This is a genomic window from Paenibacillus glycanilyticus NBRC 16618 (assembly GCF_004000805.1).
Classification (GTDB): Bacteria; Bacillota; Bacilli; order Paenibacillales; family Paenibacillaceae; genus Pristimantibacillus; species Pristimantibacillus glycanilyticus.
In genome coordinates this window covers 18634-44997 of sequence record NZ_BILY01000038.1, presented here as the reverse complement: position 1 = coordinate 44997, position 26364 = coordinate 18634, and the positions used below count along the sequence as shown (strand labels likewise).

The following is a 26364-nucleotide window of genomic DNA, read 5'->3' as shown; positions in this document are numbered from 1 at the left end:
CGCAATGCCGCTTGGCGGCGGTCCCCGAACTTTTTTACCTCCCTTTAATCGTCCTTTAAGCCTGCTTTCAGCTTCTCTAACGGTTTTCTAAGAAACGTTAATCATACTAACCGTTGAAGCTACTAAACGAAAGAAGGGTGATCGTTAGTGAGAGGAAAAAGAAGAGGGCTTGCCACAAGTCTGCTGGCCTTGTCCCTGACTTTGACGGCTTGTACATCCGGGGGCGGCAAGGAGGCCGGCTCGGCATTCGGCAGTCTCGACAGAGAGGATAAAGGCACGCTGAAGGTCGGCTATTTCAACGAGGAGGCCTTCTACATGCAGTACGGCAACGCCTTTCAGGCGATGTTCCCGAATGTGGAGCTTGAGGTCGTGTCGACGGAGGAGGCGATGTCGGCGGATGATCCGGTAGCGGCGATGGAGAGCTTTATCGAGGAGCAGCAGCCGGACGCCGTTCTGCTGACGGAGGAGCAATACGCGGAGCTTGCAAAGGACGGCAAGCTGTACGATTTGGATGCCGCGGTCAAACAGGACAAATTCGATCTGGATTCGTTCCTGCCTTCGGTTATCGATCTCTTGAAGGCGCGCGGCGGGGGCAAGCTGTACGGGTTAAGCCCAAGCTTCTCGAGTCAGGCTCTCTACTACAATAAAGACCTGTTCGATAAATACGGCGTCCCGTATCCGACGGATGGCATGAGCTGGGAGGAAGTGCTGCAGCTGGCGGCAAGGTTCCCCGCGAAAAAAGGCAGCGACAACGTATCCTTGGACAAAGTCGGAGCGGATGACGCTTTGTACGGCTTGTCCCTTCCCATGCAGACGCGGGACTCATTCGAGCTGATCCGCGAGATTGGCGAAGCGAAAGGCCTGCTCTATGCGGACGGAGAAGCCAAGACGGTATCCTTCGATACGCCGGAATGGAAGGCGGTCGTCCAGTCGGTCGTGGACGGATATAAGTCGGGCAGCATTTCCACGGTTTCTTCGCAAGGAGGCGGTGGTCAGGGAGGGCTGATGATCCGCGGAATGGGCGGCGGGAAGCCGACCTTCTCGTTTGGGCCGGCAACGATGCGGTTTATGTCCGGACAAGCGGCTATGACGGTGGATGGTCCGATGCTGATGAACATGATGGGAATCGGCGGCGTCAAGATAGCCACAGCCACGGCATCCAAAGCGGCGGGAAGCAGCGGCGGAGCCGTTAAAGCGCCGGGTCAGGACGTGAATTGGGATCTGGTCACGATCCCGACCGATCCTTCCCAGGAAGGGGCTACAGGCAGCATGAGTCTCGATACGATTTTTGCGATTAATGCTTCTTCCGAGAACCTGCCTGCCGCTTGGGAATTCCTGAAGTACGCAAACGGCGAACAGCTTGCGAAAACAAGCTCCAAGTCCTCGCCGGCTCTGTCGGCCAGAACAGCCTACAAGAACGAAGCGGACGGCAAGAATATCGACGCCTTCTATAACGAGAAAATCAATGAGCAGGCATTGCTGCAGGAGGACTCGCTGCCGGCAGGCTTTGCCCAGTCCTTCGGGAACATGGCGGCCGGTCAGATCGATCAGGCGGTAAAGGGCACGCAAACCGTTGACGAGGTGCTTAAGGCGATTCAGTCGCAGGGGCAGGATTTGCTGACGAAGGCGCTGGCTGACGAGGCGGCGGAATAATGGCGGTTCAACTTATGCAGCCTGCGGGTCTGTTGCTTGAGGTGCGCGGCGTTCACAAAAGCTTTATTAGCGGCGGTATTCCCCTTCAGGTGTTGAAGGGGATCGACCTGACGGTCGAATCCGGCAAGCTGACGATGCTTCGGGGGCGATCCGGTTCGGGGAAAACAACGCTTCTTAATCTGCTCGGAGGATTGGATCAGCCCTCCGAGGGGGAGGTCTTCTTCCGAGGACGTTCGTTCCAGAACCAGAGCGACAAGCAGTTGACCATGCTTCGGCGCAGGCAGATCGGCTTTGTTTTTCAATCCTTTGCTTTGCTGCCGCTCTTCTCCGCCTGGGAGAATGTCGAGCTGTCGCTGCGGATGGCCGGGGCGCGCCGCTCGGAATGGAAGCCAAGGACGGCCCGATGCCTGGAGCTGGTGGGACTAACGAAGCGGGCTAATCATCGTCCTTATGAGCTGTCGGGCGGCGAGCAGCAGCGGATTGCGATAGCCAAGGCTATCGCCCATAAACCGGCATTGCTGCTGGCCGATGAACCAACAGCGGAGCTGGATTCGCAGATGGCGGCCAGAATTATCGCTATCTTTCGCGACATTATCGAAGCGGAAGGAATCGCCATCTGCATGACGACACATGATTCTACGTTATGGGAGGCGGCGGATGTTGTCTATCAGATGGCGGACGGCCGGCTGCAGGAGCCGGAGTAAGAAAGGACGGGCGGCAGGCCTGGTGCTTGCGGTAGTTGGGTTCGCCTTGCTCGCGGGCTGCTCGCTGATGCCGCAGGAGGAAGAGAAGGAGGCATTGCCGGAAATCAAGGTGCCGAAAATTTCGCAGAAGCCGGAATATCCGGTCAAGAAGAAGACGCTTGAGCTGAAAGCGACCGGTTCGGGCAAGCTGTTGTCCGCGCAGGAGGAGAACTTATTTTTTGAGACGGATAACCGGCGGATCACGGACGTCTATGTGAAGGCCGGGGACAAGGTGAAGCAAGGCCAGGTGCTGGCAGAGCTTGATCCGGGAGACCTGAACAGTCAGATCCGGCGTAAGGAAATCGATATCGAGAAGTCCGAGCTGGATTTAAAGGAAGCGATGCGTGGCGACTCCGAAACCGCGGATAGCGTACTCCTGCGCAAGCAGCAGCTGGATTACGAGCTGATGAAGGAGGAGCTTGCCGAGCTGAAGGAGGAGTTAAGCAGTCTGAAGCTGGTCGCCCCGTATTCGGGAACAATCGTTAGCTTTACCGCGGAAAAAGGGGATCTGGCGAGGGCTTACGAATCGATTGGCCGCATAGCCGATATGGATTCGCTTGTCGTGGCCGTACAGTTCAACACAAACGATATGGACAGCATTGCCCCCGGCATGGAAACGATCGTGGATATTAACGCCGTGGGCGAATTCAAGGGCAAAGTCAAGAGACTTCCGGTTGAGGATGGGCAGCAGGGCGGTAACGGAGACGAGGAATCGCTTGACGCCTATACCCTCATTGAACTCGATAAGCTGCCTGACGGCCTTGGCCGGGGGACCCCTCTGTCAGCGTCCGTTATCGTGCAGCGGAAGGAAAACGCCCTGACCATTCCCCTATCCTCGCTAAGAACGCAAAACAGCAGGCATTACGTGCTTGTCGCGGGCAAAGACGGCAGCAAAGGCGAGGTGGACGTCGAGACCGGCATCCAGACCTCAACGGATGTTGAGATTATTAAAGGGCTGGAGGAAGGCCAGAAGGTTGTGGGCAAATAATGCGCATTCTCCAGTTTCTATTTCTGAAAATGTGGCAAAACCGCTGGTTTACGCTCAGCACGCTGCTCGGCTTAACCGTTGCGGCTTCCTTTGCCATGAGCATTCCGATGTACGCGGACGGCACGCTGAAGCGGGTCGTCGCGAAGTCGCTGCAGGAGGAGACGGAAGGCCTGCCGGCCGCTTCCTTGTATATGAAATACCAATCGGACGGCAGCGCTGACGCGGATTGGTCCGGTCTTGGCGAATTGGACAATTGGATGAGGAAGGTATTGCCGGATCGTATCGGGTTCCCGGCCCAAGCCTACTCCAGCCGGATTAGTCTTCCGTCCTCCACGATTCGGAGCGGCGGCTCCGCGCAGGCCGGACGTTTGGTTCGAATGGAGCTTGCCACGCAGAGCGGCGTGCCGGATGCGGTGAATCTAACGGATGGCAAGCTGCCAAGAGACGGGATTCAGGACGGCGCCATCGAGGTGCTGGCTCTGCACGACACGATGGAACGGTATGATTGGAGGATTGGCGATACCTTTACTTACGACGCCAAAAACGAGGACGGCAAGATAAAGCGGCTGACCCTCCGCATCACCGGCTCCTACACGCTGAAGAATGAGACGGATCTGAACTGGGCGATTGACGGGAAGGACAAGCTGGCGGATACGCTGTGGGTCAGCCCGAAGACGATGTCCGAAACCTTGCTTGGCGTCGATAAGCTGATGCCGGGCGACGGCGGCTGGTACTATGCGTTTGATCTGCAAAATATCCGGATCCGCGACCTGGCTCCTCTTATCGGCGAGCTTGGACGGCTGGACATTACGCTGCATGGCATGCTGGCAGGCACAAAGGTGAATCTCTCCTTCGCCGCCATGCTGCATGAGTTCCAGAAGCAAAGCCTGCTGCTGCTCGCCATGCTGTTCGCGCTGGCTGCTCCGGTGCTGGCGATGGTGCTCTATTTCATCACGCTTAATGCGCAGCAGGCGCTGGAGAGGCAGCGCAGCGACATTGCGGTTTTGCACAGCCGCGGGGCGAGTCCCCGCCAGATTACCGCCTTGTATGCGCTGGAATCGGTCTTGCTGGGGATATCGGCGTTGCTGCTCGGCATGGGGCTGGCCTGGTTTATGGCGAAGGTCATCGGATCGTCCAGCGGGTTCCTGTCTTTTGTCGGCCGAAAATCGATACCGGTTGGCTTTACCGGAACGTCTCTGCTCTTCGGGGCTGCCGCAACGCTGCTCGCCGTAGTGGCATCCACGGCTCCCGTTCGCAAATTTGCGGAAGCCTCCGTTGTCCAGCATGCCCAGAAGCGGGCGAGCTCCGCGGATAAGCCGTTTTGGCAGCGACTGTACATAGACGCGGCTTTGGCTCTTTTGTCCGCCGCAGGCTGGTATATGCTGCAAAGCGGCAGCCTTGTGTCCGCGGGAAGCGGGGGAGACACAACGCTGCAGACCGTTATATTTGTCCTGCCGGCTTTGATGATCTTTGCGGCCGGTCTGCTCTGCCTCAGGCTGTTTCCGCTTTTGCTGCGGTATTGGAATAGGCTTATGCGGAGCCGCATGCCGGTTACCCTATACGTGACGCTGACGCAGCTGTCCCGTTCCGCGGCAAGCTTTTACCCGCTGATGATTCTGCTTATTCTGACGATCGGGCTAGGCGTGTACAATTCGTCGGCTGCACGGACGATGGATCTTAACGCCTCGGACCGCACGCAATATGAGTATGGCGCCGACGTGGTGCTCGATACTGCGTGGGAAGGGGTCCAAGACGAGAATGACCAGAACAAAATTTATTACGCGGAGCCCTCGTTTGAGGCATTCCGGAACCTGCAGGGCGTAGAAGCCGCCACTAGGGTATGGAAGGCAAACGGCAAGGTTGAGGTAAGCGGCAAGTCGGCGGGAAGCGGGCAGGTCGTCGGAATCGACAATGCGGCTTTTGCCGGAACCGCCTGGTTCCGCAACGATTTGTACAAGATGCATCCTTATTATTATTTGAATGCTTTAGGCACGGCCGAGCAGGCGGTGCTTGTATCCGAAGCTTTTGCGAAGAAGCACAGCCTGAAGGAAGGAGATCCGCTTACCATTCAGATCGGCTACGACAATACCCCCGTGGAATTCGTCGTGGTGGGCGTGGTTCCGTATTGGCCCAGCTTGTATGAGGATGAAGCGCCTTTTTTTATCGGGAATCTGGATTATATTTATCAGCAGGTGGAGAAAACGCCTTATGAAGTGTGGCTGAACATGAAGGAAGGCGCGAAGCTGGCGAACGTACTGGACACGCTTGCCAACCGGGGAATCGAAGTCAGCTCGGTAAGGGATGCGCGGGGCGAGCTGATCGACCGTCGCAATCATCCCGCTCAAGGCGGTTTGTTCGGGATCCTGAGCCTCGGCTTTCTGATCTCGCTGCTGGTATCCTTGCTTGGTTATCTCATTTTCTGGTTCTTCGCGTTGTCGCGCCGGGCGGTTCAGCTTGGCATCCTGCGGGCGATGGGGCTGTCTCGTCTGCAGCTGACGTGCATGCTGCTTCTGGAGCAGCTCTTCACGATGGGACTGTCCGTTGCCGCGGGGATCGGTCTGGGCCAGCTAGCAAGCCGCCTGTTCCTGCCGTTCCTGCAGGACAAAAGCCTGGAGAACGCGAGGCAGGTGCCGCCCTTTAGAATTGTGTTCGAAGCGGAGGATATGCTTAAGCTTTATGCGGCCGTTGGCTTCATGCTGGCGGCGGGCGCTTGTCTCCTGCTCTGGCAGCTAAGAAGTCTCCGCATTACGCAGGCTGTTAAGCTGGGGGAGGAACGTTAATGGAAGCAACAGACGATAAGGCGCCAATGATTTATTGCGAGGGCCTGGTCAAAATCTATAAAACGGAAGAGGTGGAAGTAGTGGCCCTCCACGGGCTGAACCTCACGGTGGAGCAGGGCGAAATGATGGCGATTATCGGCAACAGCGGAAGCGGGAAATCAACTCTGCTTAACATATTGGGCGGGCTTGACCGTCCTTCGGCGGGCCGGGCGCATGTAGGCAATTGGGACCTGCTGAAGATGACCAAGGAGCAGCTGATCGCCTACAAACGGGAGACTGTCGGGTTCATCTGGCAAAATAACGGGCGCAATCTGGTTCCCTACCTGACCGCATTGCAAAATGTCGAGCTGCCCATGCTGATTCACGGCAAGCCCGACCGGGCTTATGCAAAGCAGCTGCTTGCGGCTGTCGGGCTGGAGCGCCGGATGGGCAGCAGGCTTACCCAACTGAGCGGCGGCGAGCAGCAGCGCGTCGCTCTTGCCATTTCCCTGGCGAACCGGCCGCAGCTGGTGCTGGCCGACGAACCAACCGGTTCGGTGGATCACGCCACGGGGGAGCAGATCCTGCGAATTTTTCGCCGCTTGAACCGGGAGATGGGAGTGACGATTGTCATCGTTACCCATGACCTGTCCGTAGCCGATCAGGTCGACCGAGTCGTGGCGATCCGCGACGGGCTGACCAGCACAGAGTGGATCAAGCGGGAAGGCGATGGGCAATCGGATGAGCCCGGGGGGCAGGAGCAATCGGAGCAGGATGCCCGGTTTGGCTCCCGCCACGAGCAGTTTGTCGTTATCGATCAAATCGGGAGGCTGCAAATCCCTAAGGATTATCTGGAGCAGATGCAGGTAGAAGGCAAGGCCGTGCTGTCGTTCGACGGGAAGCATGTAAGAATCGGGCCGCCTGAGCGGGAAATCCCGCAATTAGGAAAGAAAAAGGCATAGGTATCTGTCCTGACCTGCATGTCTATAGGCTTCCTCCCGATACATGAAATAAAAAATGAATGGATCAAGCCTCCCCCCGGGCAGATAAACGTTCTTAGAACGACTGCCAAAGCCATATATTTGCTATATAAGCTTATTGGGGGGTGTGAGACATTGGGGGTATTGATCACAGCCTTACTCGTATGCGCCTCAGCCATGGGGTTTGTGCTTTTCCGAAGAAATACGGTGCCTGTCAGCAGCGAAGGTCCCTTTCAAGAAAGAAAGCTGTCGGTTATTATCCCAGCCCGTAATGAGGAAGGCAATTTGCCTTTTTTGCTGGGCTCCCTTAAGGCTCAGTCCTATAAACCGTTTGAGATTATTGTGGTGGACGATCATTCGGAGGACCGTACGCAGGCCATTGCGGAGAGCTATGGCATAAAAGTCGTCTCGAACCCGGAACTCCCGTCCGGATGGACAGGCAAGAACTGGGCGGTCTGGAACGGTTACCTGCAGGCCGAGGGCGAGCTGATTCTGTTTCTGGATGCGGATGTCCGCCTGGCGCCCGACGCGGTGCGCTCCCTGCTGGCTGCGAGAGAGAAGGAGGGCGGGGTTCTCTCGGTTGTTCCTTTTCACGTGGCGGAAAAATTTTACGAGCGGCTGGCGCTTATCCCGAACCTGCTTGGCTTGTTCGCTTTTACGTCTCCCATGGAGCGGACAAACCCGAATAAGGGTTTATACGGCTCCTGTATTCTCGCCACAAGGGAGGATTACGAGCAGGCGAAAGGACATGAGAGCGTCAAAGGCGAGGTGCTTGACGATCTGAACCTGGGAGCGCGGTTTATCCAGGCCGGGGTGAAAGTGAAGAATTATATCGGCCGGGGAATGGTGTCCTTCCGCATGTATCCCGGCGGGATCAAAAGCGAAATTCAAGGCTTTAGCAAAGGGGCCGTGCTCAGCACAAGCAAGCTGCATATCGGAACCACGCTGCTCATAGCCGTCTGGCTAATCGGCCTTATCGCGGCGGAAGTGGCTCCTTTTGTCATCGGAACGTCCGCGCTGCTGCCCTTAGCCATCGGTTATGCGATCTACACGCTGCAAATTTATTATTTCGTCGGCTATACGGGGCGCTTCGGCATCTGGCTTCCGGCCGTTCATCTGTTAAGCACGGTCTTCTTCTTGTACGTTATGCTTTATTCTCTGTATCAGGTAGTGTTTCTGCGGAAGGTAGCCTGGAAGGGCAGAAGCATTGAGGTAGGGGGGCGTGGCAATCCATGATCATCGGATGGACGGCATTAGCGTTTCTGGCGGGTTCCTTGATGTTCTCGTATTGGATCGGCAGGCTTATGAAGATTAATCTGATAACCTACGGAGACGGCAATCCGGGTGCGATAAATTTATGGAAGGCAGCGGGCTACGGATACGGCTTCGCCGGCATTGTGCTGGATTTTGGGAAGGGTTACCTGCCCTTGGCCTTGATGCAGCATGGCGACACGGTTACCGGTTTCGGTATTATTTTTCCCGCGGCGGCGGCTATCCTTGGCCATATGTTCTCTCCGTTTGCCGATTGGAAGGGCGGTAAAGCGATTGCCGTGACCTTCGGCGTCTGGAGCGGGCTTACCGGCTTTGCGGCATCCCTCGCCTATGCGATTATATTGGCGGTGCTGCTATTGGCGTCCAGACGGCTGAGCAAGGGCAGGCCTATCTCCTCGGAGACCGACGCCTTTCATGTTGTGCTGGGGATGCTGCTGTTATCCATCTATCTGGTTCTGGACAATTACTCCTGGCCATACGTGCTTCTAGGGCTGATTAACTTTATTCTGCTAGCCTATTCGCACCGGAAAGAGCTGATAGGCATGAAGGACACGAACTGAGTTGCGATTTTCAATAAAAAAGCAAAGCCCTTCTGCAGGCTGCAGAAGGGCTTTTTGCGCAAGCTTTATTTTTGAACCTGCGGCTTTTTGAAAGTAAAGGCCTTGTGCCACGTCTTTCCTCCGTCGGAGGACGTGTTCAGAACGGCTGCATTAGACGCGTCCGTCGTGATGAACCAGATATGGCTGGCATCCGATGCGCCAATGAATTGCGTGCCGTAGCCCGTAAATTCGGACTTGCTGATTGTCCAATGCTTGCCGCCGTCCGTTGTTTTCATGATGGTGTTAGGTTTGTCGCATGCCGAGCATTGCCCGCCCATAATCGCGGTCTGCGGATTTACGACATACAAGGTGCCTGGAGCCGAGCTGGTCATGCCTTTAGGAACCGATGCATCGTCCATCGTGAAGCCTGGTGCCGGACCGGAGCCTGCTCCGTTCCTCACGATGGCAGGAAGCCAGGTTTTGCCGCCGTTTGCCGTATGGAACAGCGAATAGGAGGTTTGGGACATGCCGGAGCCTCCAATCAGCTCAATCCAGGCATCGTTAGCTGCCGTGGAACGGATGATGACGTTGTTAGGAGCGTCTTCCGTCTTGCGTGTCATCACGGTATTCCAAGTTTTACCGCCATTCCCGGTATGCATGAAGAGAAGCCGTCCATTCACTACTTGCACCGCCCAGCCGTTGTTCACGTCATGGAAGTATACCTCGCCAATTTCTTTGCCCGGCGTTTGCAGCTCCGTCCAGGTTTTGCCGCCGTCTTTGGTCATCGCATTGCCGCTGAAGGCCGTTTTGTCGTTCGTGAAATGGAGGAATCCATGATTAGGCACGGTACCGGCCTTCGTCCATGATTTGCCGCCATTCGTCGATTGAATGAGGATTAGGCTTTTGGCATTGCTGTCGCCAATGGTTGCCCACACTTTATTGCTGCTAAGGGCAAAAATCTGATTAATCGGCTTGCTGCCCGAATATTGCAGCCTCCAGTGTGCGCCGCCGTCATCGGTTCTGGCGATCTGGCCATTGCCGGCTACCCAGCCCGCCTTCGAATCGGCAAGACGAAGTGCCGTAACATTGCCGATCTGAACGGTTTTCTCATTCGTGCTGATCGGAGTTGGATTCTCGGAAGTGCTGCCGCCGTTATTGCTTGGCTGCTGCGAAGGAGTGTTCTCCGGTTCCGTGCTAGGCGCATTCGTGCTCGTATTCGTCGAGCCTGTATCCGTATTATTAGAGTTTGACGTCTGGTTGGTGGAGTTGTTAGAGGATGGTGTGTTAGCCGAGTTATCCGCCTTCGAACAGCCTGCCATAAGCAGGGTCAAACTGAGCGTTACGAGTAAAACAAGGGTGCTGATTTTTTTCATGATGTTCACCGCCTGGTTTTTATTATTAGCTTAACCTTCCTCCCCTTAGACGAACCATGTTTCTGCAGAGTTGCAGGGAATTTTAGTAATAAAGTAATTTAGTCATTCGGTAGGGGGGATTCGACAATCAAATGTGGAATTTCATGCCACAATATAAAGGATTATGGCAAAATGTGTCGAATAATGGGCTTAAAGACTCATATAAGGGTGCGAAAATATAGTTCTTTAGTCATTCTAGGTTCGCAGCGTAGAGTCCAATCACCAGGAGGGGAACGATGACATGAACGTACGAATGAACAGCTCTCGTCATTCGAAGAGAGCAGCTTGCGCCTTATCGGCTTTCCTGCTTACAGTACCGCTAGTTGGCGGACAAACCGTGCATGCAGAGCCGGTCAATACGTTGTTGACGCCGGTAACGGGGGACAGCGGATGGCTGAGCGCCGGCATGGCGGTTAACGGAGACTCTTTCAGCTTTGACGTCAGCGGCGTATTCCCGCAGTTTACGGGTCCGGTCACCGTAACGGCCTCCTCGAGCAAATCAAATGTGGCAACGGCAACAGCGGCTAATGGCCGGATCGAAGTTCGCGTCAAAGAGCCTGGTGTTACCCGTCTTGCGATTACGGGCAGTGATTCTACCTCGCTTGCTTTAACCGATTACGTAGATCTAAACGTAACTCTCCTTGGGGATACAACGGGGGACGGTCTATTAACCTCAGCCGACGTGCTGTACATCTATAAAGTGATTAATTCCAAGCTTCCGATAACGGATCAGGAGAAAAACAGGCTAGACGTTAACCGCGACGGCGTCATTACAACGGCCGATGCAACCGTGCTGTTGAATAGCTATGTCGGCAAAACGCCGGCAACGGGCGGAGTAAAGTTTATTGCCGAGCTGAAAGACAGCAACGATGCGCCGGTCGCCGACAAGGTTGCGATTACGGGAACGGTGCAAACGGGCAGCGCGCTAACGGGCGGATACCGTTATGCCGATCCGGAGAACGATGCCGAGGGCACGACGCTTTATCAATGGTACCGCGGCACTCTTGCTGACGGCTCCGACAAGGCGCCGATTGCCGGTGAAATAACAACAACGTACACCGTTCAGGACGCGGATGTCGATCATTACCTCTTCTTCGAGGTTACTCCGGTTGATTCGAACGGAGCAGCTGGCTCTGCTGCCCGGGCAGGCACAATCGGCTTGGTTCCCGATACTTCGCCGCCTGTCGTAACGGGAACGACGCCGGTAGCTCTATCGAATGCCGCAAGCCGGACCGAACAGCTGCAGATTGTGTTTAATGAGCCGATCAAAGCGGCAGCAGGCAAAAGCATACATATATACCGTGCGTCGGACAATCAACCGGTGACGATCTACCTCGCATCGGATACCTCGAAAGTGACGGTGACCGGCACCACGGCCGTTCTTGTTAATCCGGGACTCGACAATGCGACGGCTTATTACGTCACGATTGATGCGGGCGCCTTTACCGATCTTGTCGGCAATCCGTTTAGGGGTATTTCCGGAAGCACGGGCTGGGGCTTTACAACCGTAGATACGGAAGGGCCGGTTACGGCCGCATTATCCCCGGCGAACGGAGCGGCGGATGCTAATAAAGCGTCGAACTTCACCTTGACGCTGGATGAGAATGTTCATGCCGTTAGCGGTAAAAAAATAACGATTCTCAACGCGGATCATAGCGAGCTTGTCTCCTATGACGCTGCGGATACCTCGAAAGTGACGATCAGCGGCAAGTCGGTGATGATTCATAATCCGGGCTTGGCCGAGACGACGTCTTACTCCATCGAAGTGGAGGCGGGGGCGTTGACTGACCTTAGCGGCAACAACTTTGCGGGAATCAATGGTACGGATTGGTCGTTCGCCACGCCGGATACGATTGCGCCGGTTCTTCAGTCAACGACGCCTGCGGACGATGCCTCCGGCGTAAACCGGACAGCCGATATCTCGATGGAATTCTCTGAGCCCGTACAAGCGGTAAACGGCAAGACCGTTCGTATTTACCGGGCTTCCGACAACAGTCTGTTCAAGACCTATAACGCGACGGATGCAAATGCCGTCCAGATTAACAGTAATACCGTGACGCTGCTTAATCCGAACCTGGCCGACGGCGCAGATTTTTACGTGGAAATCGACGCGGGAGCATTCCGGGATGCTGCGGGCAACTACTATGACGGCTTGCAAGGAATATTGGCATGGAATTTCTCAACGCCGGATACGATTGCGCCGGTTGCGAGCAGCTTCAATCCTACGGGTAACAGTACGGGGGTAGAACTGGCGGATAAGCTTACGGTGACGTTTAGCGAACCGGTCGTGCCGGTGAATGGGAAGACGGTAAAGATTGTTAATGCCAAGGATCAGACCGAGTTTGCCATTTATACCTTTGGCAGCGATTCGGAGGTATCGGTTAGCGGTGACACGCTAACGATTCAGCATGCTCCGTTTGATGCGTTGAAGGGGTATGTCATTCAGATTGAAGCGGGGGCAGTGAAGGATGCGGCGGGTAATCCGTTCGCGGGTGTATCGGATTGGGCATTCACGTCCAAGGATACACGTGAATTGCTGGCTGCCGTAGATCCGGGCGCACCACTGGTTGAAGGCACCTTGAATGCCGGAGCTTTCGTAACATTAACCCTGACCGGGGATACGTTCTTGAGTGATGTCGACATGAATGATTTTGCATTGAACCATGCACCGGCGGGCTTATCGATTATCGGTGCGGGAGTGTTACCTGATGGATCGGCTTATGTCATGTTCGATTATGACGGTACGGATTTTGATGCGGACATCACGGATTTCTCGGTTACGGCATCATCTTCGGCTGTCGCAAGCGGGCATGCGATTACCTCGCAGAACCTGACGATTAAGGCGGAAATCGAACCGAACGTAATCAATACGGTTCCTGCAGCTGGAGCAACCAAGGTTAAGAAGGCAGATCCGCTGACGATGACCTTTGACAAGAACGTCACGGCCGCAGCGGGGAAAAAGATTACGATCTACAAGAAAGCCGATAACAGCGTGGTCGAGACGATAGACGCGGCGAACGGATCAAAAGTATCCGTGAACGGTTCAACTGTAACGATTCAGCATAATGCCTTCACGGCTAATACGGAGTATTATGCGGTAGTCGAAGCGGGAGCCTTCGTGGATGTCAGCTTGATCGGCAACAAGACGGTTAGCGCCTTTGCCTTCAAGACAACGTCGGTTGAGATCGTGCCGGAGATGTATATTTCGGAGTTTCTGCGCGGTTCTGATTCTCAAATAGCCATAGAACTCTATGCGCCAACGGCGGCTCCAGGCGGGGACAAGATCCCTGCGAATACCTACTCGGTGTCGGTGTACCGCTATGACACCAAGAGCCATACCACCGTAGTCAGCAACTATCCAATCGCTTTTGAGTTTTATAAAAACATGCCTTTTATTTTCATAGACCGGACGTTTTACGACTTCTTTGACGTTACGCATGCAACGTATTATAACGATGAAGTGATTATTAACGACCCCGACAAGATTCTAAAAGCAATCGTTTTAAAAAGGGGCACTCAAACGATTGATGTATTGGGAGATCCAACCGAAACAGGTCCGGGCGGGTTATTAGCCAGCGGCAAAACCCTTGTCCGCAAATCCGGAGTGAACGGCGCATCGATTGAATACGACGAAGACCAATGGAACGTTTATCCGGCAGGCTCATTCCAGTACATGGGCAATCATACGCCATAAAAATTTATTGGAGGCTCAACATGACCTTACAGCGGAAGATGTTTAATCCTTTACTAGTGGCTTTGCTGGCTGTTACCCTGCTGCTGGGCGGATTGTCGCTAGGCAGCCCCTACGTTTTTGCCGCGAAGAGCTCCCCCATCGAGCTGAAGATTGGCGACGTGTCAGTTAATACCGGCGGGACAGTGGATATCCCGGTATCGATCAAGCAGCCGGAAAGAGGGATCGGCTCGTATAACGTCCAGCTGAATTACGACCCAAAAGCCCTCGAAATCATTAGCGTTAAGCCGAAGTACGGCGACGCGAATACGGAGACATGCAGCGAATCGCAGGAAGGCTGCTTCGTGTCCAATACGGATCAGGAAAGCGGTTGGCTTCGCGTGATCTGGGTAGATACAACGGGCGGCGACCGGTTGATTAACGAGGCTAAACAGCTGTTTACGGTACAAGTGAAAGCAAAATCCGGCTCGGAATCCGCCAAGCAGAAGCTGACGGTTGATAAGGAAGATCCCGTCAGCCTGACCTTTACGGACGGGGACATGCACTCCTTGCCCGTGGCGGTAACGGAAGGCGAGGTTACGGTGTATCCAAATCTGCCGATCGATACCGGCAAAGTGAAGGTGATTGTGGACGGCAAGGAGCAGGGCGAATCGGCTACGCTGACAAGCGTTGTCGTTAACGGCCGGGTTGTTACGACCATCAGCGTGGATAATGAGAAGGTTGCCGAGCAGCTGAAACAGAATCAGATCAAAACGCTGACGCTTCCAGTGGAAGGCAGCCGCGAAGTCGTCGTTGGCGAGCTGAACGGACAGCTGGTCAAGTTGATGGAAAATAGGGATGCAGCGCTTGTCATCCAGACCAATCAGGCCAGCTATAGGTTGTCTGCGTCGCAGATGAATATCGACCAGGTTGCCGGACAATGGGGTGCGGGGACGGCTTTGCAGGATATTAAGATTCAAGTAACCATATCGGTCGCGAAGGATAAACAAAGCGTAGAGCAAGCCGCCGCTAACAGTGAGGCGGATCTTATCGCTACGCCGGTTCAGTTTGAAGTTACGGCAAGCTACAGAGGCAAATCGGTTACGATAGACCACTTCTCGAATTACGTAAGCCGCACGATTGCGATTCCGGACGGCGTTGACCCTTCCCGTATCACGACTGGCGTTGTGATGGCAAGCGACGGTACGATCACTCACGTGCCTACCGTCATTACGCAATCGGAGGGTCACTACTACGCACAGATCAACAGCTTGACGAACAGCACGTACGCGGTCGTATGGCATTCTAAAACCTTTGCCGACGTAACGAATCATTGGGCGAAAGCCGACATTAACGATCTGGCATCCCGTATGGTGATCCAGGGCGTATCCGCAGACCGCTTTGCGCCGGACCGCTCCGTAACGCGGGCGGAATTCACCGCGATTTTGCTGCGGGCACTCGGCATTCATGCTCCCAAGGACGATACTCGAGTATCTTTCCGCGATGTGGGTGCGACAGCATGGTACCACGACGCGGTAGCGAACGCCGTGTCGTACGGTCTTATTACGGGATATTCGGACGGAGGCTTCCATCCGAATGCTTCGATCTCCCGGCAGGAAGCGATTGTGATGATGAATCGTGCTTCTTCCATGACTGGCCTGTTACAAGCTTCGGCTAGCGAAACCGCAGGGCTGACCGACCCGTTCAGCGATAAGAAAAACATCGACAGCTGGGCGCTTGAGGCGGTCGCATCCGGAACGAAGCAGGGCATCGTAAAAGGAACAAACGGCAAGCTTCTGCCGAAGCAGCCGATTACCCGCGCGGAGTCGGCCGTTATGATGAAGCGCGTACTGGTTGCGGCCGGACTTATTAATTCCTAGGCAGACATAAAAAAAGCTATTCCCCTCGGCAGGGGAATAGCTTTTTTCGCTGCATTAAGCCTTTTTCTTGATTGGGATATAGATGTCCATCTGAATCTCCGCCAGCTCATGATTGCTGCGCTCGTCGTAGAGCTCGAACTCCGGAGTGCCGGCATGCTCGTAGCCCGAATGAGGGAACCACTCGCTAAAGACGGTCATCCACGTATTCTGAATGGAGGAGGAGAACTGCTCGCGCGGCACCTTTGGCGTAGTGAACACGGCGTATTCGGCGCCGTCGAACTCACGGCATACGAGGCCTTCGCCTTCCACGCCGTCAAAGGTTTCCGCTTCCATGCCAATCAGGTAAGAGAAGATGTCCGAGCCCATATCGAAGTTGTAGCAGATGCCAAGCTCGACCGGGGAATCCTTGTGCACGCGGTTCGGGATGTTTTTGTACAGCTCTTTTTGAATATATTCCTGCCAGAAGGCCGGAATCTCTTTATGGTTGTCTCCGTTTGCCCGGGTACGGATCTCGTAGCCGATTACCTTGAAAGCAGGTTTGGTTATGATCTTGTATTCCATTCGTATTCCTCCTAAATAGGGATTGTACTTGCGCTGCAGCACGTTCAGCCTGGAGTAGGCAGGAGGCTTGATCTCCCGCTTGCGGTACTCTCCCGGCGTCATTTCGAACATGCGCTTGAAGGCGCGGGTGAAGGTCTCATGGTTCTGAAACCCGGCATCAAGAGCGATATCAATCAGCTTCGCATCCGAATAAGCCACCTGGTAAGCGGATACCGCCAGACGCCGTTTACGCACATATTCCATCACGGTCTCTCCTGCCATGGATAGAAAGACCCGGTGGAAATGGAAGTCCGAGAGCCTTGCAACCTGCGCCAGCCGCGATAAAGACAGCTCCTCGCTTATATGGGCTTCAATGTAATCAATCGTCTGCTGAATCTGCACCAGATAGTCTTGCTTCACTCGAATGGTTGCCTCCTTGTTCTCCGGGTGACCTCATTGTATACGAATGGAAACGGATGTTCTTGATGATTCTTGCTATAGGAAAAGAAACAGCCCCCGGCGTTGAACCAGAGGCTGTTTGTAAATCTAGAAAGCTTCTTAAGGCAAAATGTTGCCTGCCGCGCGGTAGATTTCGTACCACTCTTCGCGGGTAAGCGTAATGTCGGCTGCTTTTACGCAGTCCTTCAGACGCTCGATGTTCATCGAGCCGATAACCGGCTGCATGTTGGCAGGATGACGGAGCAGCCACGCAATGGCGATCGTAGTGTTGCTCACGTCATATTTGCCGGCAATCGCGTCGATCGCTTTGTTCAGCTCAGGGAACTTGTCATTGCCCAGGAATACGCCTTCGAAGAAGCCGTATTGGAATGGCGACCAAGGCTGAACCGTAATGTCGTGCAGGCGGCAGTAGTCCAGGATGCTGCCGTCGCGGTTAATCGCGGAGTTGTTCTCCATGTTCACGTTAATGCCGTTGGAGATCATGTTCGCGTTGGTGATGCTGAGTTGAAGCTGGTTCGCCACGATCGGCTGTTTTACCGATTTTTTGAGCAGCTCGATTTGCATCGGGTTTTGGTTCGATACGCCGAAATGGCGTACTTTGCCGGAGCTTTCCAGACGGTCGAACGCTTCAGCCACTTCGTCGGGCTCAACCAGCGCATCCGGACGGTGCAGAAGCAGAATGTCGAGGTAGTCGGTTTTGAGGCGCTTCAGGATCGCGTCCGTCGAAGCAAGGATATGCTCCTTCGAGAAGTCGAACATAACGCCCGGCTTAATGCCGCATTTGGACTGCAAAATAATATTTTCACGAACGCTGTCGTTCATATGAATCGCTTCGGCAAAGATTTCCTCGCATGTGCCGGCGCCGTAAATGTCCGCATGGTCGAAGAAGTTCGCCCCTTGCTCCAGTGCCGTTTGGACAAAACGCTCTGCCCCTGCTTTATCCAAGGAATTGATACGCATACAGCCAACCGCAACTACCGGTACCTCAAGCGCAGTGCTTCCGAGTTTAATGGTTCTCATTGATAAGTCCCTCCTAAAATGGATGATTACACAATGCGTGGATCACGCTATTTGTGATGATTCTTGTTGCTGGAATCGGATTGAATTGCCGCCAACTATGTAATCGGTTGCAAATTGACGAGATATAGACAACTGTCCCGCGTATCCTTCTCGATTGTGACATAGTTGATGGCTGGTTTCAAGGCATGGACTTAGGAAAGTTTGTTAAGTTTCTTTAGCGATTACGCTACAATGAAAGTAACGAATAGAGACGAAGCCACTGGCAGGAGGCAGGAATCATGAGTACGGCGAACAATATCGGACTGGTACTGGAAGGCGGCGGCATGCGGGGCGTGTATACGGCGGGCGTGCTGGAGTATTTTTCGGAGCATAACGTGTATTTTCCTTATATGATCGGCGTGTCGGCAGGGGCTTGCATGGGGGCGAGCTATCTGTCGAGACAGCTTGGGCGCAACCGGACCGTCAATGTGGAATGGGTAAGCGATCCGCGGTATATCTCTTGGAAAAACCTCTGGAAGAAGGGTCAGCTCTTCGGCATGGACTTTATCTTCGACGAGATTCCGAATCGGCATGTCCCGTTCGATTACGCGGCTTTCGAGCGGAGCCCGGAGGAGTTCGTCATTGGCACAACCGACTGCGAGACGGGAGAGACCGTATATTACCGGAAAAGCGAACAGGACTTTGACCTGCTGCGGCTGCTCCGGGCATCCAGCTCGCTTCCTTTTATCGCGCCGATTGTGGAATACGGAGGGCGGAAGCTGCTGGACGGCGGGATATCCGATCCGATTCCGCTCGGGAAGGCTGAGAGCGACGGCTATAAGCGTAATCTGCTTATTCTGACGAGGAACGGGGACTACCGGAAATCGGCCGGCAGGTTCAGCTGGATCGTGCAGCGCGCCTACCGGAAGTATCCAAGGCTGGTGGAACGGATGCTCGGTCGGCATGAACGTTATAACGAGACGCTGGATGACATCGCCGAGCAGGAGAAGAACGGCACGGTATTTGTGATCCGTCCGCAAGAAACGCTTGTGGTTGGAAGGATGGAACGGGATCCGGCGAAGCTTGATGCCTTGTACAAGCAGGGCTACGAGGATGCGAAGCGCATGATGCCGCAGCTGCGGAAATGGATGGAAGGCTAAGCGGCGAGGATTGCGGGCGAAGCCGGATCTATTTTATAATCGAGTAGTAAAGGGAGGCGGTAACAATGGCAAATCAATTTGCCGGATTACGAATCAGCTTCATGCAGAGCCTGAATTAGGGGCGATACTTTGCATGGGGCGTACTTGAAGGATGGTCGCCCGGCTATCGTTTCTAATAATGGGCTTTGCACCTTATTTGAGAGTAAGTCGATCAAATAAAATAAGGGGCTGACAAAGCAATGTGTACACCATTTATTAGAAACCATCAACTGAATATGATTAAGAAGCAAGTAGGAGAGCTGCAGAAGGCCTGCAGCACGGTATCCGATCCGAAGGTTATTGCGTCCGTGCGGTCAAACACGCCTTTTAAGGTGATGGAAGCATTCCCGGGGGCAACGGAGGCTGAGCAGAAGCTGCTCGAATGCTTCGCGTCGTTAAATACCCCGCTGGAGTTTCAGGGTTATCTGAGGTCGCTTGAGGAATACGTGAAGCCGTTCGACAGCGTCGAGGAGAAGCAGCTCAAGAAGCTGTTCCCGAAGGCTAAGAAGCTGAAGGTTCCCGATCTCGCGGCGATTGATCTGCGTTATGTGACTTATCTCGGCTGGACGGATATCGCAACGAATAAAATGTATCTCGCGTATCATCTGAACGGCCGGCTTGTAGGCGTGGAAGGCAGATTTACGCCGGTGCAGAAGAAGAGCGTATGCTTCCTGTGCAACCGGCATGAGGAAGTGGCATTGTTCTCGGCCGTTACGAAGTCGAGACCGGCTAATGCTTCGCCGGATTACTACAAGGCTATCGGCAATTATATGTGCGTGAACAGCGAGAGCTGTAACAAAAACATTACCGATGTGACGGTGTTGGAACGGTTTATTTCCGATATCGTTCTTTAACGGAATAGAAAGAAAGCCCGCCGGAGACGGCGGGCTTTTGTTTATCTTATTTTACTTTTGCAGCTTGGCGATAACGGAACTGCTTGTATTGGAAGTACATGAAGCAGCCGAGGCAGAAGCCGCTTAAAGCAGCCACAACGGCGGCAGTCAGCATGCCTAAGGCGATGTAAGACAGCACCGTCAGTCCAAGATAATGGGCGGCAAGGGTGACGACAAGGAACAGAATCGCGAGCAGGTTGTTAAAGCGCAGCAGCTCGCGGGCTTCGGTCCGCTGGCTCACCGGGAGTAACGGCGAGAACAGGCGGACAAACGGATTATATTTGACTCCGTACGTACGGCTGACGAGCTGGACGGCCAGCGGCAGGAATAGAATCCACCATTGCTGGGTCAAGAGCGCTGCAATGACGCTTAGCAGAATGCCAAGCTGATTGCCTCGGACGCGGTGCAGGGGCACTTCCTCGACGCATTCGTAACTGAGGTTAACTGTTGATTGGGACATATAGGAATCCTCCATTCACGCGAAATGGTTTACGTGATGATTACACTCAGTATACAATAATTCTTAGTTTTCTGGTAGGGATTTAGGTATAAATAAATGAGAATATTTTGCGATTGACGCTCTTTCCAAAACTCTTTAGAATGGAACGAGCGCAATTTTGTACGGCAGCTGACTGGAGGTATAACAAGAAGCTTATGAACTTGAAAACCATAGCAATTTGCCTGTATGTGATGCTTATTTATTGGCTTTCCCTGCATTTTTCTTTCCTAGACACCTTATTTTTCCCGACGCTTGGCGCGTTTAGCTTTCTGTTCTTATCCCGTTCCTCGACGATATCGGAAGTGGGCAAAGTCACCTTTGGCGCGGTTGTATCCTCTGTCATCGGGACGGTATTGTACTACATTTATCCAAGTCCGATCTCGCTGTTTGTTAACGTCATTATTACCATCTGGCTAATCAATAAATTCAAATGGAATGCCCCGCCGATTGTGGCTGTGGCGCTGATCCCGTTCTTCTCGCACTCCACCCATCATTGGGCGATTCCGCTCTCCGTAGGCGTGGCGCTGCTTGGTCTTATGCTGGTGCTTTACATCGCCCGGAAGCTTGAGAGCAGAAGAGCGCAGACGTACGAATCCTCCAAATCCACGGCCGCTTAAGGCAGGTGGATTTTTTGTGCCGTTAGCCGGAAATCCGCCATGGACAAATCATGGCGATAGTAGTAGCTTAGTAGGTAGTTTAAGCTTCACCAATTCAACGAGAAGAATGAGATGATGATATGGGTATAGGACGACCCAGACTGAGAGGAAAGCATGAGGCTTTCCTGGAAAAGCACTTCACGGGAGTGTCGATTGATTACCGGCAAATAATTGCCTTGTTTATTCCGATTTTGATTGACCAGGCGTTTATCGTTGGCCTCAACCTGGTGAACACGGCAATGGTCAGCTCGTCCGGCGTGGACGCGGTCAGTGCCGTCAACATGGTCGATTCGCTGAACATCTTCCTGATCAGCGTCTTTATCGCCGTATCGACAGGGGGAACGGTTGTTGTTGCGCAATACAAAGGCAGCGGCAATCATCAGATGGTATCGAAGTCCGCGGCGAGCTCCGTCTCGTCGGTTACGCTTGTCGCTTTTGCAATCAGCCTGATTGTCGTGGTGTTCCATAGCCAGATGCTCAATCTGCTGTTTGGAGCGGCTTCGCCGGAGGTATTCCGGGAGGGTAGGACGTATCTGATCGGCAGCGGCTTGTCTTATGTCGGCATCGCCATGATGGAGGCGGTATGCGGGGCGCTTCGCGGGATCGGAAGAAGCCGGGCATCGCTCATGCTGTCGCTTGTCATGAACCTGACGTACGTGCTGCTCAACATCGTCTTTATTAACCTGATGAATATGGGCGTGCTGGGGCTTGCCATCTCCGTCAATATTTCGCGGTATGCGGCAGCTATTCTGGCCATTGTCTACCTCGTAAAGATTGATACGAACCTGCGGCTTCGCCTTCGGGATATGCTGTCGGTCAATTTTTCGATGCTTCGGAAAATTCTGTTCGTCGGGCTGCCGTTTGCGGCAGAGCAGATGTTCTTCAACGGCGGCAAAATCGTTACCCAAACGTTTGTCGTTGGTCTGGGTACCTTCGCTATCGCAACTAACGCGATTAGCGGCTCGCTTGCCAACGTGCTGCAGATCCCGTCCAATGCGCTGGCGATCACCGCAATCACGGTTATTGGCCAATGCATGGGGCAGCGGAATATCGAGGATGCCCGGAAGTTCACCCGATCCTTCCTGTGGTTGTCCACGGCTTGCCTGTTCGTGATGGCTTGCCTGATGCTGCCGCTATTCTATCCGTTGGTGGGGTTGTTCCATCCGCCGGCTGAGATTGTAGACGATATCTTCATCATTACGATTATTAATGCTCTTATGCAGGTAGTGTTCTGGTCCATCAGCTTTATTATGCCGTCGGCCCTTCGGGCCGCGGGCGACTCGAAGTTTACGTCGGTCGTATCGCTCCTGTCGATGTGGCTGTTCCGGATTGTGCTTGGATATCTGCTCGCGATTGTCTTCGACTTCGGCATCATTGGCGTCTGGCTCGCGATGAACCTGGAGTGGGGCGTAAGGGGTACGATCTTCCTCTGGCGCTTCCGCGGCAAGAAATGGTACCGGCATCGGTTGATTGACTAGCTTAAATAGATGAAGCCTCCAGCTTAAGCTGGAGGCTTTTTGTTACGGTGCTGACGCTGAAGCTAGGCGGGCGGTGAGGCTCCCGCTTAAGTCCACGCCCAGAAGAAGCCGTCCCGGTCCCAAGCGACCCGTCCCTTATGCAGCTTGCGGAATGCCTTTTTCACTTCCTTTTCCAAGGAGACATTCCCGTTCTCGTTCACGAAGATATACTGCTCGCCAAAATGCTGCTTCACATGCTCGATTGCTTCCTCCTGGCGCAGCATCCCTCTGAATTTAATCTCGTTAACCATCCACTCCGCGATTTGCTGCTCGGTTGTTGTTTCCACGTTCTTATGCGACCTCCAATGCTTGATTGGCGTTATTATATCATGGCTTTGTTAGAGCTCAAAGAAACGGAAGTTCACTGGCTTTTTCTTACGCAAGGATATAAGCTCATAATGGATGGGAGGGATTTACTTGAAAAAATTCATGTTTGCGGTCATTTCCGTATGCGCTATAGTCGGATTTCTTTTTGTAGAAGGACTGCATTTCAAAATAACGAACGCCATACATGGGGATGTAAAGGTTATTCGGACCGAGGATATGGGGAATAGCGCCAAGGCTGTTTTATTCGAGGACAATTCCAACCATAGTTTTGGCGTGGCAAAAATAGAAAAGAAATACGGGTTCCTCTACCGTTATGACGAAGGATCTTATAGTTTTCAGGTTTTAGAAGGCAAACCATTTCAAGCTTCAGGGATTGGCGATCCCGAAAGTTTTCTGGTGGCCGTAAAAACCGCTGATGAATCAAAAATCAAATATATCGCGATCGGAAACCACATGGACAATATAGGGCCAACGGAGCCTTATCGGCTATCCCTTGACGAGGTAAAATCAAATCCAAGCGAGTACCATCTGCAAGAAGTTACCGACAATTACGCCTTATTTGTATTTAATGGGCCATCGGAGGACAATTGGACGATTCGGGGTTTTAGTGAGGATGGGAAATTGATTGCAGATAAATTATTCGGCGGAGAAGAAAGATACGTTGATTGGGAGTAGTCTACGTTGGATTTGGTACAGTATTAGGAGGCATATCAAGTGTTTCGAAAGATCTACATTGGATTGCCTCCAGTAAAATAAGCTCAATTTGGATGATGCGGCGCATTTTTGGCCTTTATACTGGAGTGATTCCAACGTAGCCTCGGAATGGTTCATAAATTGCTCATTTTACTGGAGAAATTCCAACGTACGTCAAGAAATAATAAGGGGCTGTCCCATATGTCATTACAATGACGATGGGACAGCCCCTTAACAATTAATCGCCTTAATCTTACCGCTGAATCGGTTCGATCCGGTAAGAGCCCGCCGCGCCTTCAACCGGCTCGATGGACCAGCCGAAGGACAGCGCCGTTCTCAGGCGCTCCAGCTGTTCAGGCGTGAGCTGTGCGGTTACGGCTTCTTGTCCGGCTTCAAGCTCAAGCTGAGGCTCGTCGCCGAAGGCGACCCAAATCCAGCTGCGGAGGCCGCGCACGGTATTGTACTTGATCTGGTAGCCGTTACGGACTGCCGATTCAAAAGTTTCCGGCTCTTTCTCGGCAAAGGCCGCCAGATCGCTATAGTTGAATTGGAAGATGCTATCATCCGTCGGAAGATCGGCTCCGGCCTTTACTCTGGCAATAATTTCGTCATCCGACCAGCCATGTCCTTTGCGAAGAGACTCCACAAGCAATGCATCCCATTGCGACAGCTTTACGATATTCGTCATTTGGTTTCAGCCTCCCTTAGCTAACTTGGCTCTGATTAATGATCTTACGGTAAAGCGACCCAATGCCCCGGGCTTACTTCGCGCAGCACCGCAGCTTCTTCAGCGGCAGCATCGGGCGTATAAATGACCCGTTCAACGACAGCGCGCGGATCCGGTACCGGAATCGCGGACAGCAGCGCCTTCGTATACGGGTGAAGCGGATTGTCGTACAGCTCATCGCTGTCCGCAATCTCTACGAGCCGCCCGTGATACATCACGCCAATCCGGTCCGAAATATGCCTTACCATGGACAGGTCATGGGCAATAAACAAATAAGTCAGGCCGAATTCAGCCTGTAAATCTTCAAGCATGTTAACAACCTGAGCTTGCACGGATACGTCGAGCGCGGAGATCGGTTCGTCGCAGACGACGAAGTCCGGGCGTACCGACAACGCGCGCGCAATGGAGATCCGCTGGCGCTGTCCGCCGCTGAATTCATGCGGATAGCGGTACAGATGCTCGCGCTTTAGACCTACCCTCTCAAGCAGCGATGCAATAACTTCCTTGCGCTCTTCCATATCCTTGTACAGACGGTGGATATTCATCGGTTCGCCGATCAAATCCAGCACGCTCATGCCGGGATTTAGAGACGAATAGGGATCCTGGAAAATCGATTGAATCCGCCGGCGGAAAGGCTTCAGCTGCTTTTCGTTAAGCTTCGAGATATCCTGGCCGTCGAACTTGACCGTTCCGTCCGTATAGTCGTACAACCTTAGAATGGAGCGGCCGACGGTGGATTTACCGCTGCCGGATTCGCCAACAAGGCCAAATGTCTCGCCTTTGTTGATCTGGAAGCTTACGCCGTCAACGGCCTTCAGCACTTCCGAGGTGCGGCCCCAGGCATCGCGGCTTTTCACGAAATACTTTTTCAGCTGCTGGACATCCACCAGCACTTTTTTATCCTCTGACACGGGCAGCGCTCCCTTCGATTTCCGGATGGCGCGCTAATTCGGCCTGAACCTCGACATCGTTCAGCCAGCAGAGGGCACGATGGCCTTCGCCGATCTGAAAATGCGGCGGAAGCTCCGCGCATTTCGGCATCGCATGCGGGCAGCGTTCCATAAACGGACAGCCCGGGGGCGGGTCGAGTAGATCCGGCGGGGAGCCTTCAATTGGCACCAGACGCTCGCGCGAGCCCCCTTGCCGCTGCGGTACCGAACGCAGCAGACCCTGCGTGTACGGATGCTTGGAGTTGTAGAAAATATCTTCTACCGTTCCTTCTTCCATGACCATGCCGCCGTACATCACGATAACGCGGCTGCATACCTGGGCGACTACGCCCAGGTCGTGGGTAATTAATGCGATTGAGGCACTGGTCTTCGCTTTCAATTCTTTCAGCAGATCGAGTATTTGAGCCTGAATCGTCACGTCGAGAGCCGTTGTTGGTTCATCGGCGATCAGGAGCTCCGGCTGGCAGGATAATGCCATTGCGATCATAACGCGCTGCCGCATGCCGCCGCTGAATTCATGCGGATACTGCTGGACGCGGCGTTCGGGTTCGTTAATTCCGACCTGGCGGAGCATCTCAATGGCTTCCTTCAGCGCGGCTTCCTTGCTAAGACCGCGGTGCCGGCGGATAACCTCCGTCATCTGATCGCCAATCTTCTTAACCGGATTAAGCGAGGTCATCGGATCCTGGAATACCATCGCGATCCGGTTGCCGCGAATTTGGCGCCATTTACGCTCCGGCAAGTTGTTCAGCTTCTCGCCGGCAAAGGTAATGTCGCCGCTTATAATCTCGCCCGGGGGCGGAATCATCGCCATAATGGCTTTGGCGGTGACGCTCTTGCCGCTGCCGGATTCACCAACGATGCCGATCGTCTCGCCTTGATCGATGTGAAGGCTGACGCCGCGAACCGCTTTATTTTCTCCGCTGCGGGTGTGGAAGGATACTTGTAGGTTATTGACGGTTAGCAGCCTGTCTGCCATCTAACGTTCACTCCTTTCGGAAGGGGCGCG

Annotated in this window: 22 protein-coding genes; 14 read left to right on the top strand and 8 right to left on the bottom strand. The window is 53.8% G+C overall.

The annotated features are described in order from the left end of the window. Positions 1–147: 147 nt before the first annotated feature. The 7 genes from PGL01S_RS24395 to PGL01S_RS24365 all read left to right on the top strand — a co-directional run bounded on the left by PGL01S_RS24395 (position 148) and on the right by PGL01S_RS24365 (position 8955). On the top strand, positions 148–1653 hold the full coding sequence (locus tag PGL01S_RS24395) for an extracellular solute-binding protein (RefSeq protein ID WP_127497269.1): 1506 nt from the start codon (positions 148–150) through the stop codon (positions 1651–1653). Further along, the gene (locus PGL01S_RS24390) at positions 1653–2357 is read left to right on the top strand and encodes an ABC transporter ATP-binding protein (protein ID WP_127497267.1); all 705 of its coding nucleotides are present in this window, start codon (positions 1653–1655) and stop codon (positions 2355–2357) included. Before PGL01S_RS24395 ends, PGL01S_RS24390 begins: the two co-directional genes overlap by 1 nt. Then, positions 2311–3384: an efflux RND transporter periplasmic adaptor subunit gene (locus PGL01S_RS24385; protein WP_127497265.1), complete on the top strand. Its 1074-nt coding sequence runs from the start codon at positions 2311–2313 to the stop codon at positions 3382–3384. Before PGL01S_RS24390 ends, PGL01S_RS24385 begins: the two co-directional genes overlap by 47 nt. Then, complete coding sequence (locus PGL01S_RS24380) at positions 3384–6164, top strand: ABC transporter permease (RefSeq protein ID WP_127497263.1); 2781 nt, start codon at positions 3384–3386, stop codon at positions 6162–6164. The genes PGL01S_RS24385 and PGL01S_RS24380 overlap by 1 nt, the downstream gene beginning before the upstream one ends. Positions 6165–6190: 26 nt before the next feature. Next, on the top strand, positions 6191–7105 hold the full coding sequence (locus tag PGL01S_RS24375; protein WP_127497316.1) for an ABC transporter ATP-binding protein: 915 nt from the start codon (positions 6191–6193) through the stop codon (positions 7103–7105). Positions 7106–7258: 153 nt separating this feature from the next. Beyond that, entirely contained in the window at positions 7259–8359 is a 1101-nt protein-coding gene (locus PGL01S_RS24370; RefSeq protein WP_127497261.1) for a glycosyltransferase family 2 protein, read from the top strand. Beyond that, positions 8356–8955 (top strand): glycerol-3-phosphate acyltransferase, encoded by a 600-nt coding sequence (locus PGL01S_RS24365; RefSeq protein WP_127497259.1) that lies wholly within the window; start codon positions 8356–8358, stop codon positions 8953–8955. The genes PGL01S_RS24370 and PGL01S_RS24365 overlap by 4 nt, the downstream gene beginning before the upstream one ends. A gap of 65 nt (positions 8956–9020) precedes the next feature. Here the strand turns inward: PGL01S_RS24365 and PGL01S_RS24360 are convergent, their stop codons facing one another. Next, on the bottom strand, positions 9021–10307 hold the full coding sequence (locus tag PGL01S_RS24360) for a WD40/YVTN/BNR-like repeat-containing protein (protein ID WP_127497257.1): 1287 nt from the start codon (positions 10305–10307) through the stop codon (positions 9021–9023). Between the two features lie 280 nt (positions 10308–10587). Here PGL01S_RS24360 and PGL01S_RS24355 point away from each other — a divergent pair, with 280 nt between their 5' ends. Continuing rightward, on the top strand, positions 10588–14040 hold the full coding sequence (locus PGL01S_RS24355) for an Ig-like domain-containing protein (protein ID WP_127497255.1): 3453 nt from the start codon (positions 10588–10590) through the stop codon (positions 14038–14040). 20 nt (positions 14041–14060) lie between these two features. Further along, on the top strand, positions 14061–15896 hold the full coding sequence (locus tag PGL01S_RS24350; RefSeq protein ID WP_164775582.1) for an S-layer homology domain-containing protein: 1836 nt from the start codon (positions 14061–14063) through the stop codon (positions 15894–15896). A 54-nt stretch (positions 15897–15950) separates the two neighbouring features. Here the strand turns inward: PGL01S_RS24350 and PGL01S_RS24345 are convergent, their stop codons facing one another. Further along, positions 15951–16856 carry an AraC family transcriptional regulator gene (locus PGL01S_RS24345; protein WP_127497250.1) on the bottom strand — a complete coding sequence of 302 codons (906 nt, stop codon included), beginning with the start codon at positions 16854–16856 and terminating at the stop codon, positions 15951–15953. 138 nt (positions 16857–16994) lie between these two features. Then, positions 16995–17915 carry an aldo/keto reductase gene (locus PGL01S_RS24340; protein ID WP_127497248.1) on the bottom strand — a complete coding sequence of 307 codons (921 nt, stop codon included), beginning with the start codon at positions 17913–17915 and terminating at the stop codon, positions 16995–16997. 278 nt (positions 17916–18193) lie between these two features. Between PGL01S_RS24340 and PGL01S_RS24335 the strand changes: the two genes are divergently transcribed. Both PGL01S_RS24335 and PGL01S_RS24330 read left to right on the top strand, forming a co-directional pair. Beyond that, positions 18194–19054, top strand: coding sequence for a patatin-like phospholipase family protein (locus PGL01S_RS24335; protein ID WP_127497246.1), 861 nt, complete (start codon positions 18194–18196; stop codon positions 19052–19054). A 239-nt stretch (positions 19055–19293) separates the two neighbouring features. Further along, positions 19294–19947, top strand: a complete 654-nt coding sequence (locus tag PGL01S_RS24330; protein WP_127497244.1) for a FusB/FusC family EF-G-binding protein — start codon at positions 19294–19296, stop codon at positions 19945–19947. 46 nt (positions 19948–19993) lie between these two features. On the opposite strand, the gene PGL01S_RS24325 is transcribed toward PGL01S_RS24330, so the two are convergent. After that, the gene (locus PGL01S_RS24325) at positions 19994–20446 is read right to left on the bottom strand and encodes a DUF4395 domain-containing protein (protein WP_127497242.1); all 453 of its coding nucleotides are present in this window, start codon (positions 20444–20446) and stop codon (positions 19994–19996) included. 200 nt (positions 20447–20646) lie between these two features. Here PGL01S_RS24325 and PGL01S_RS24320 point away from each other — a divergent pair, with 200 nt between their 5' ends. Both PGL01S_RS24320 and PGL01S_RS24315 read left to right on the top strand, forming a co-directional pair. Beyond that, positions 20647–21102, top strand: a complete 456-nt coding sequence (locus PGL01S_RS24320) for an HPP family protein (protein ID WP_164775581.1) — start codon at positions 20647–20649, stop codon at positions 21100–21102. A 119-nt stretch (positions 21103–21221) separates the two neighbouring features. Beyond that, positions 21222–22619, top strand: coding sequence for an MATE family efflux transporter (locus tag PGL01S_RS24315; RefSeq protein ID WP_127497237.1), 1398 nt, complete (start codon positions 21222–21224; stop codon positions 22617–22619). 86 nt (positions 22620–22705) lie between these two features. On the opposite strand, the gene PGL01S_RS24310 is transcribed toward PGL01S_RS24315, so the two are convergent. Beyond that, the gene (locus PGL01S_RS24310) at positions 22706–22945 is read right to left on the bottom strand and encodes a DUF6953 family protein (RefSeq protein WP_373312763.1); all 240 of its coding nucleotides are present in this window, start codon (positions 22943–22945) and stop codon (positions 22706–22708) included. A 130-nt stretch (positions 22946–23075) separates the two neighbouring features. On the opposite strand from PGL01S_RS24310, the gene PGL01S_RS24305 reads away from it, so the two are divergent. Further along, positions 23076–23660: a hypothetical protein gene (locus PGL01S_RS24305; protein WP_127497234.1), complete on the top strand. Its 585-nt coding sequence runs from the start codon at positions 23076–23078 to the stop codon at positions 23658–23660. 271 nt (positions 23661–23931) lie between these two features. Here the strand turns inward: PGL01S_RS24305 and PGL01S_RS24300 are convergent, their stop codons facing one another. The 3 genes from PGL01S_RS24300 to PGL01S_RS24290 are packed head-to-tail and all read right to left on the bottom strand — an operon-like array spanning position 23932 to position 26334. After that, positions 23932–24366 carry a hypothetical protein gene (locus tag PGL01S_RS24300; protein ID WP_127497232.1) on the bottom strand — a complete coding sequence of 145 codons (435 nt, stop codon included), beginning with the start codon at positions 24364–24366 and terminating at the stop codon, positions 23932–23934. A gap of 44 nt (positions 24367–24410) precedes the next feature. Then, positions 24411–25316 (bottom strand): ABC transporter ATP-binding protein, encoded by a 906-nt coding sequence (locus PGL01S_RS24295; RefSeq protein ID WP_127497230.1) that lies wholly within the window; start codon positions 25314–25316, stop codon positions 24411–24413. Continuing rightward, positions 25303–26334, bottom strand: coding sequence for an ABC transporter ATP-binding protein (locus PGL01S_RS24290; RefSeq protein ID WP_127497228.1), 1032 nt, complete (start codon positions 26332–26334; stop codon positions 25303–25305). The genes PGL01S_RS24295 and PGL01S_RS24290 overlap by 14 nt, the downstream gene beginning before the upstream one ends. Between the last annotated feature and the right edge of the window lie 30 nt (positions 26335–26364).

Excerpts from the sequence above, each read along its gene's own strand:
- PGL01S_RS24390 (WP_127497267.1), top strand. The coding sequence starts at position 1,653 with ATGGCGGTTCAACTTATGCAGCCTGCGGGTCTGTTGCTTGAGGTGCGC.
- PGL01S_RS24385 (WP_127497265.1), top strand. The coding sequence starts at position 2,311 with ATGTTGTCTATCAGATGGCGGACGGCCGGCTGCAGGAGCCGGAGTAAG.
- PGL01S_RS24380 (WP_127497263.1), top strand. The coding sequence starts at position 3,384 with ATGCGCATTCTCCAGTTTCTATTTCTGAAAATGTGGCAAAACCGCTGG.
- PGL01S_RS24375 (WP_127497316.1), top strand. The coding sequence starts at position 6,191 with ATGATTTATTGCGAGGGCCTGGTCAAAATCTATAAAACGGAAGAGGTG.
- PGL01S_RS24365 (WP_127497259.1), top strand. The coding sequence starts at position 8,356 with ATGATCATCGGATGGACGGCATTAGCGTTTCTGGCGGGTTCCTTGATG.
- PGL01S_RS24360 (WP_127497257.1), bottom strand. The coding sequence starts at position 10,307 with ATGAAAAAAATCAGCACCCTTGTTTTACTCGTAACGCTCAGTTTGACC.
- PGL01S_RS24355 (WP_127497255.1), top strand. The coding sequence starts at position 10,588 with ATGAACGTACGAATGAACAGCTCTCGTCATTCGAAGAGAGCAGCTTGC.
- PGL01S_RS24350 (WP_164775582.1), top strand. The coding sequence starts at position 14,061 with ATGACCTTACAGCGGAAGATGTTTAATCCTTTACTAGTGGCTTTGCTG.
- PGL01S_RS24340 (WP_127497248.1), bottom strand. The coding sequence starts at position 17,915 with ATGAGAACCATTAAACTCGGAAGCACTGCGCTTGAGGTACCGGTAGTT.
- PGL01S_RS24335 (WP_127497246.1), top strand. The coding sequence starts at position 18,194 with ATGAGTACGGCGAACAATATCGGACTGGTACTGGAAGGCGGCGGCATG.
- PGL01S_RS24330 (WP_127497244.1), top strand. The coding sequence starts at position 19,294 with ATGTGTACACCATTTATTAGAAACCATCAACTGAATATGATTAAGAAG.
- PGL01S_RS24325 (WP_127497242.1), bottom strand. The coding sequence starts at position 20,446 with ATGTCCCAATCAACAGTTAACCTCAGTTACGAATGCGTCGAGGAAGTG.
- PGL01S_RS24315 (WP_127497237.1), top strand. The coding sequence starts at position 21,222 with ATGGGTATAGGACGACCCAGACTGAGAGGAAAGCATGAGGCTTTCCTG.
- PGL01S_RS24300 (WP_127497232.1), bottom strand. The coding sequence starts at position 24,366 with ATGACGAATATCGTAAAGCTGTCGCAATGGGATGCATTGCTTGTGGAG.
- PGL01S_RS24290 (WP_127497228.1), bottom strand. The coding sequence starts at position 26,334 with ATGGCAGACAGGCTGCTAACCGTCAATAACCTACAAGTATCCTTCCAC.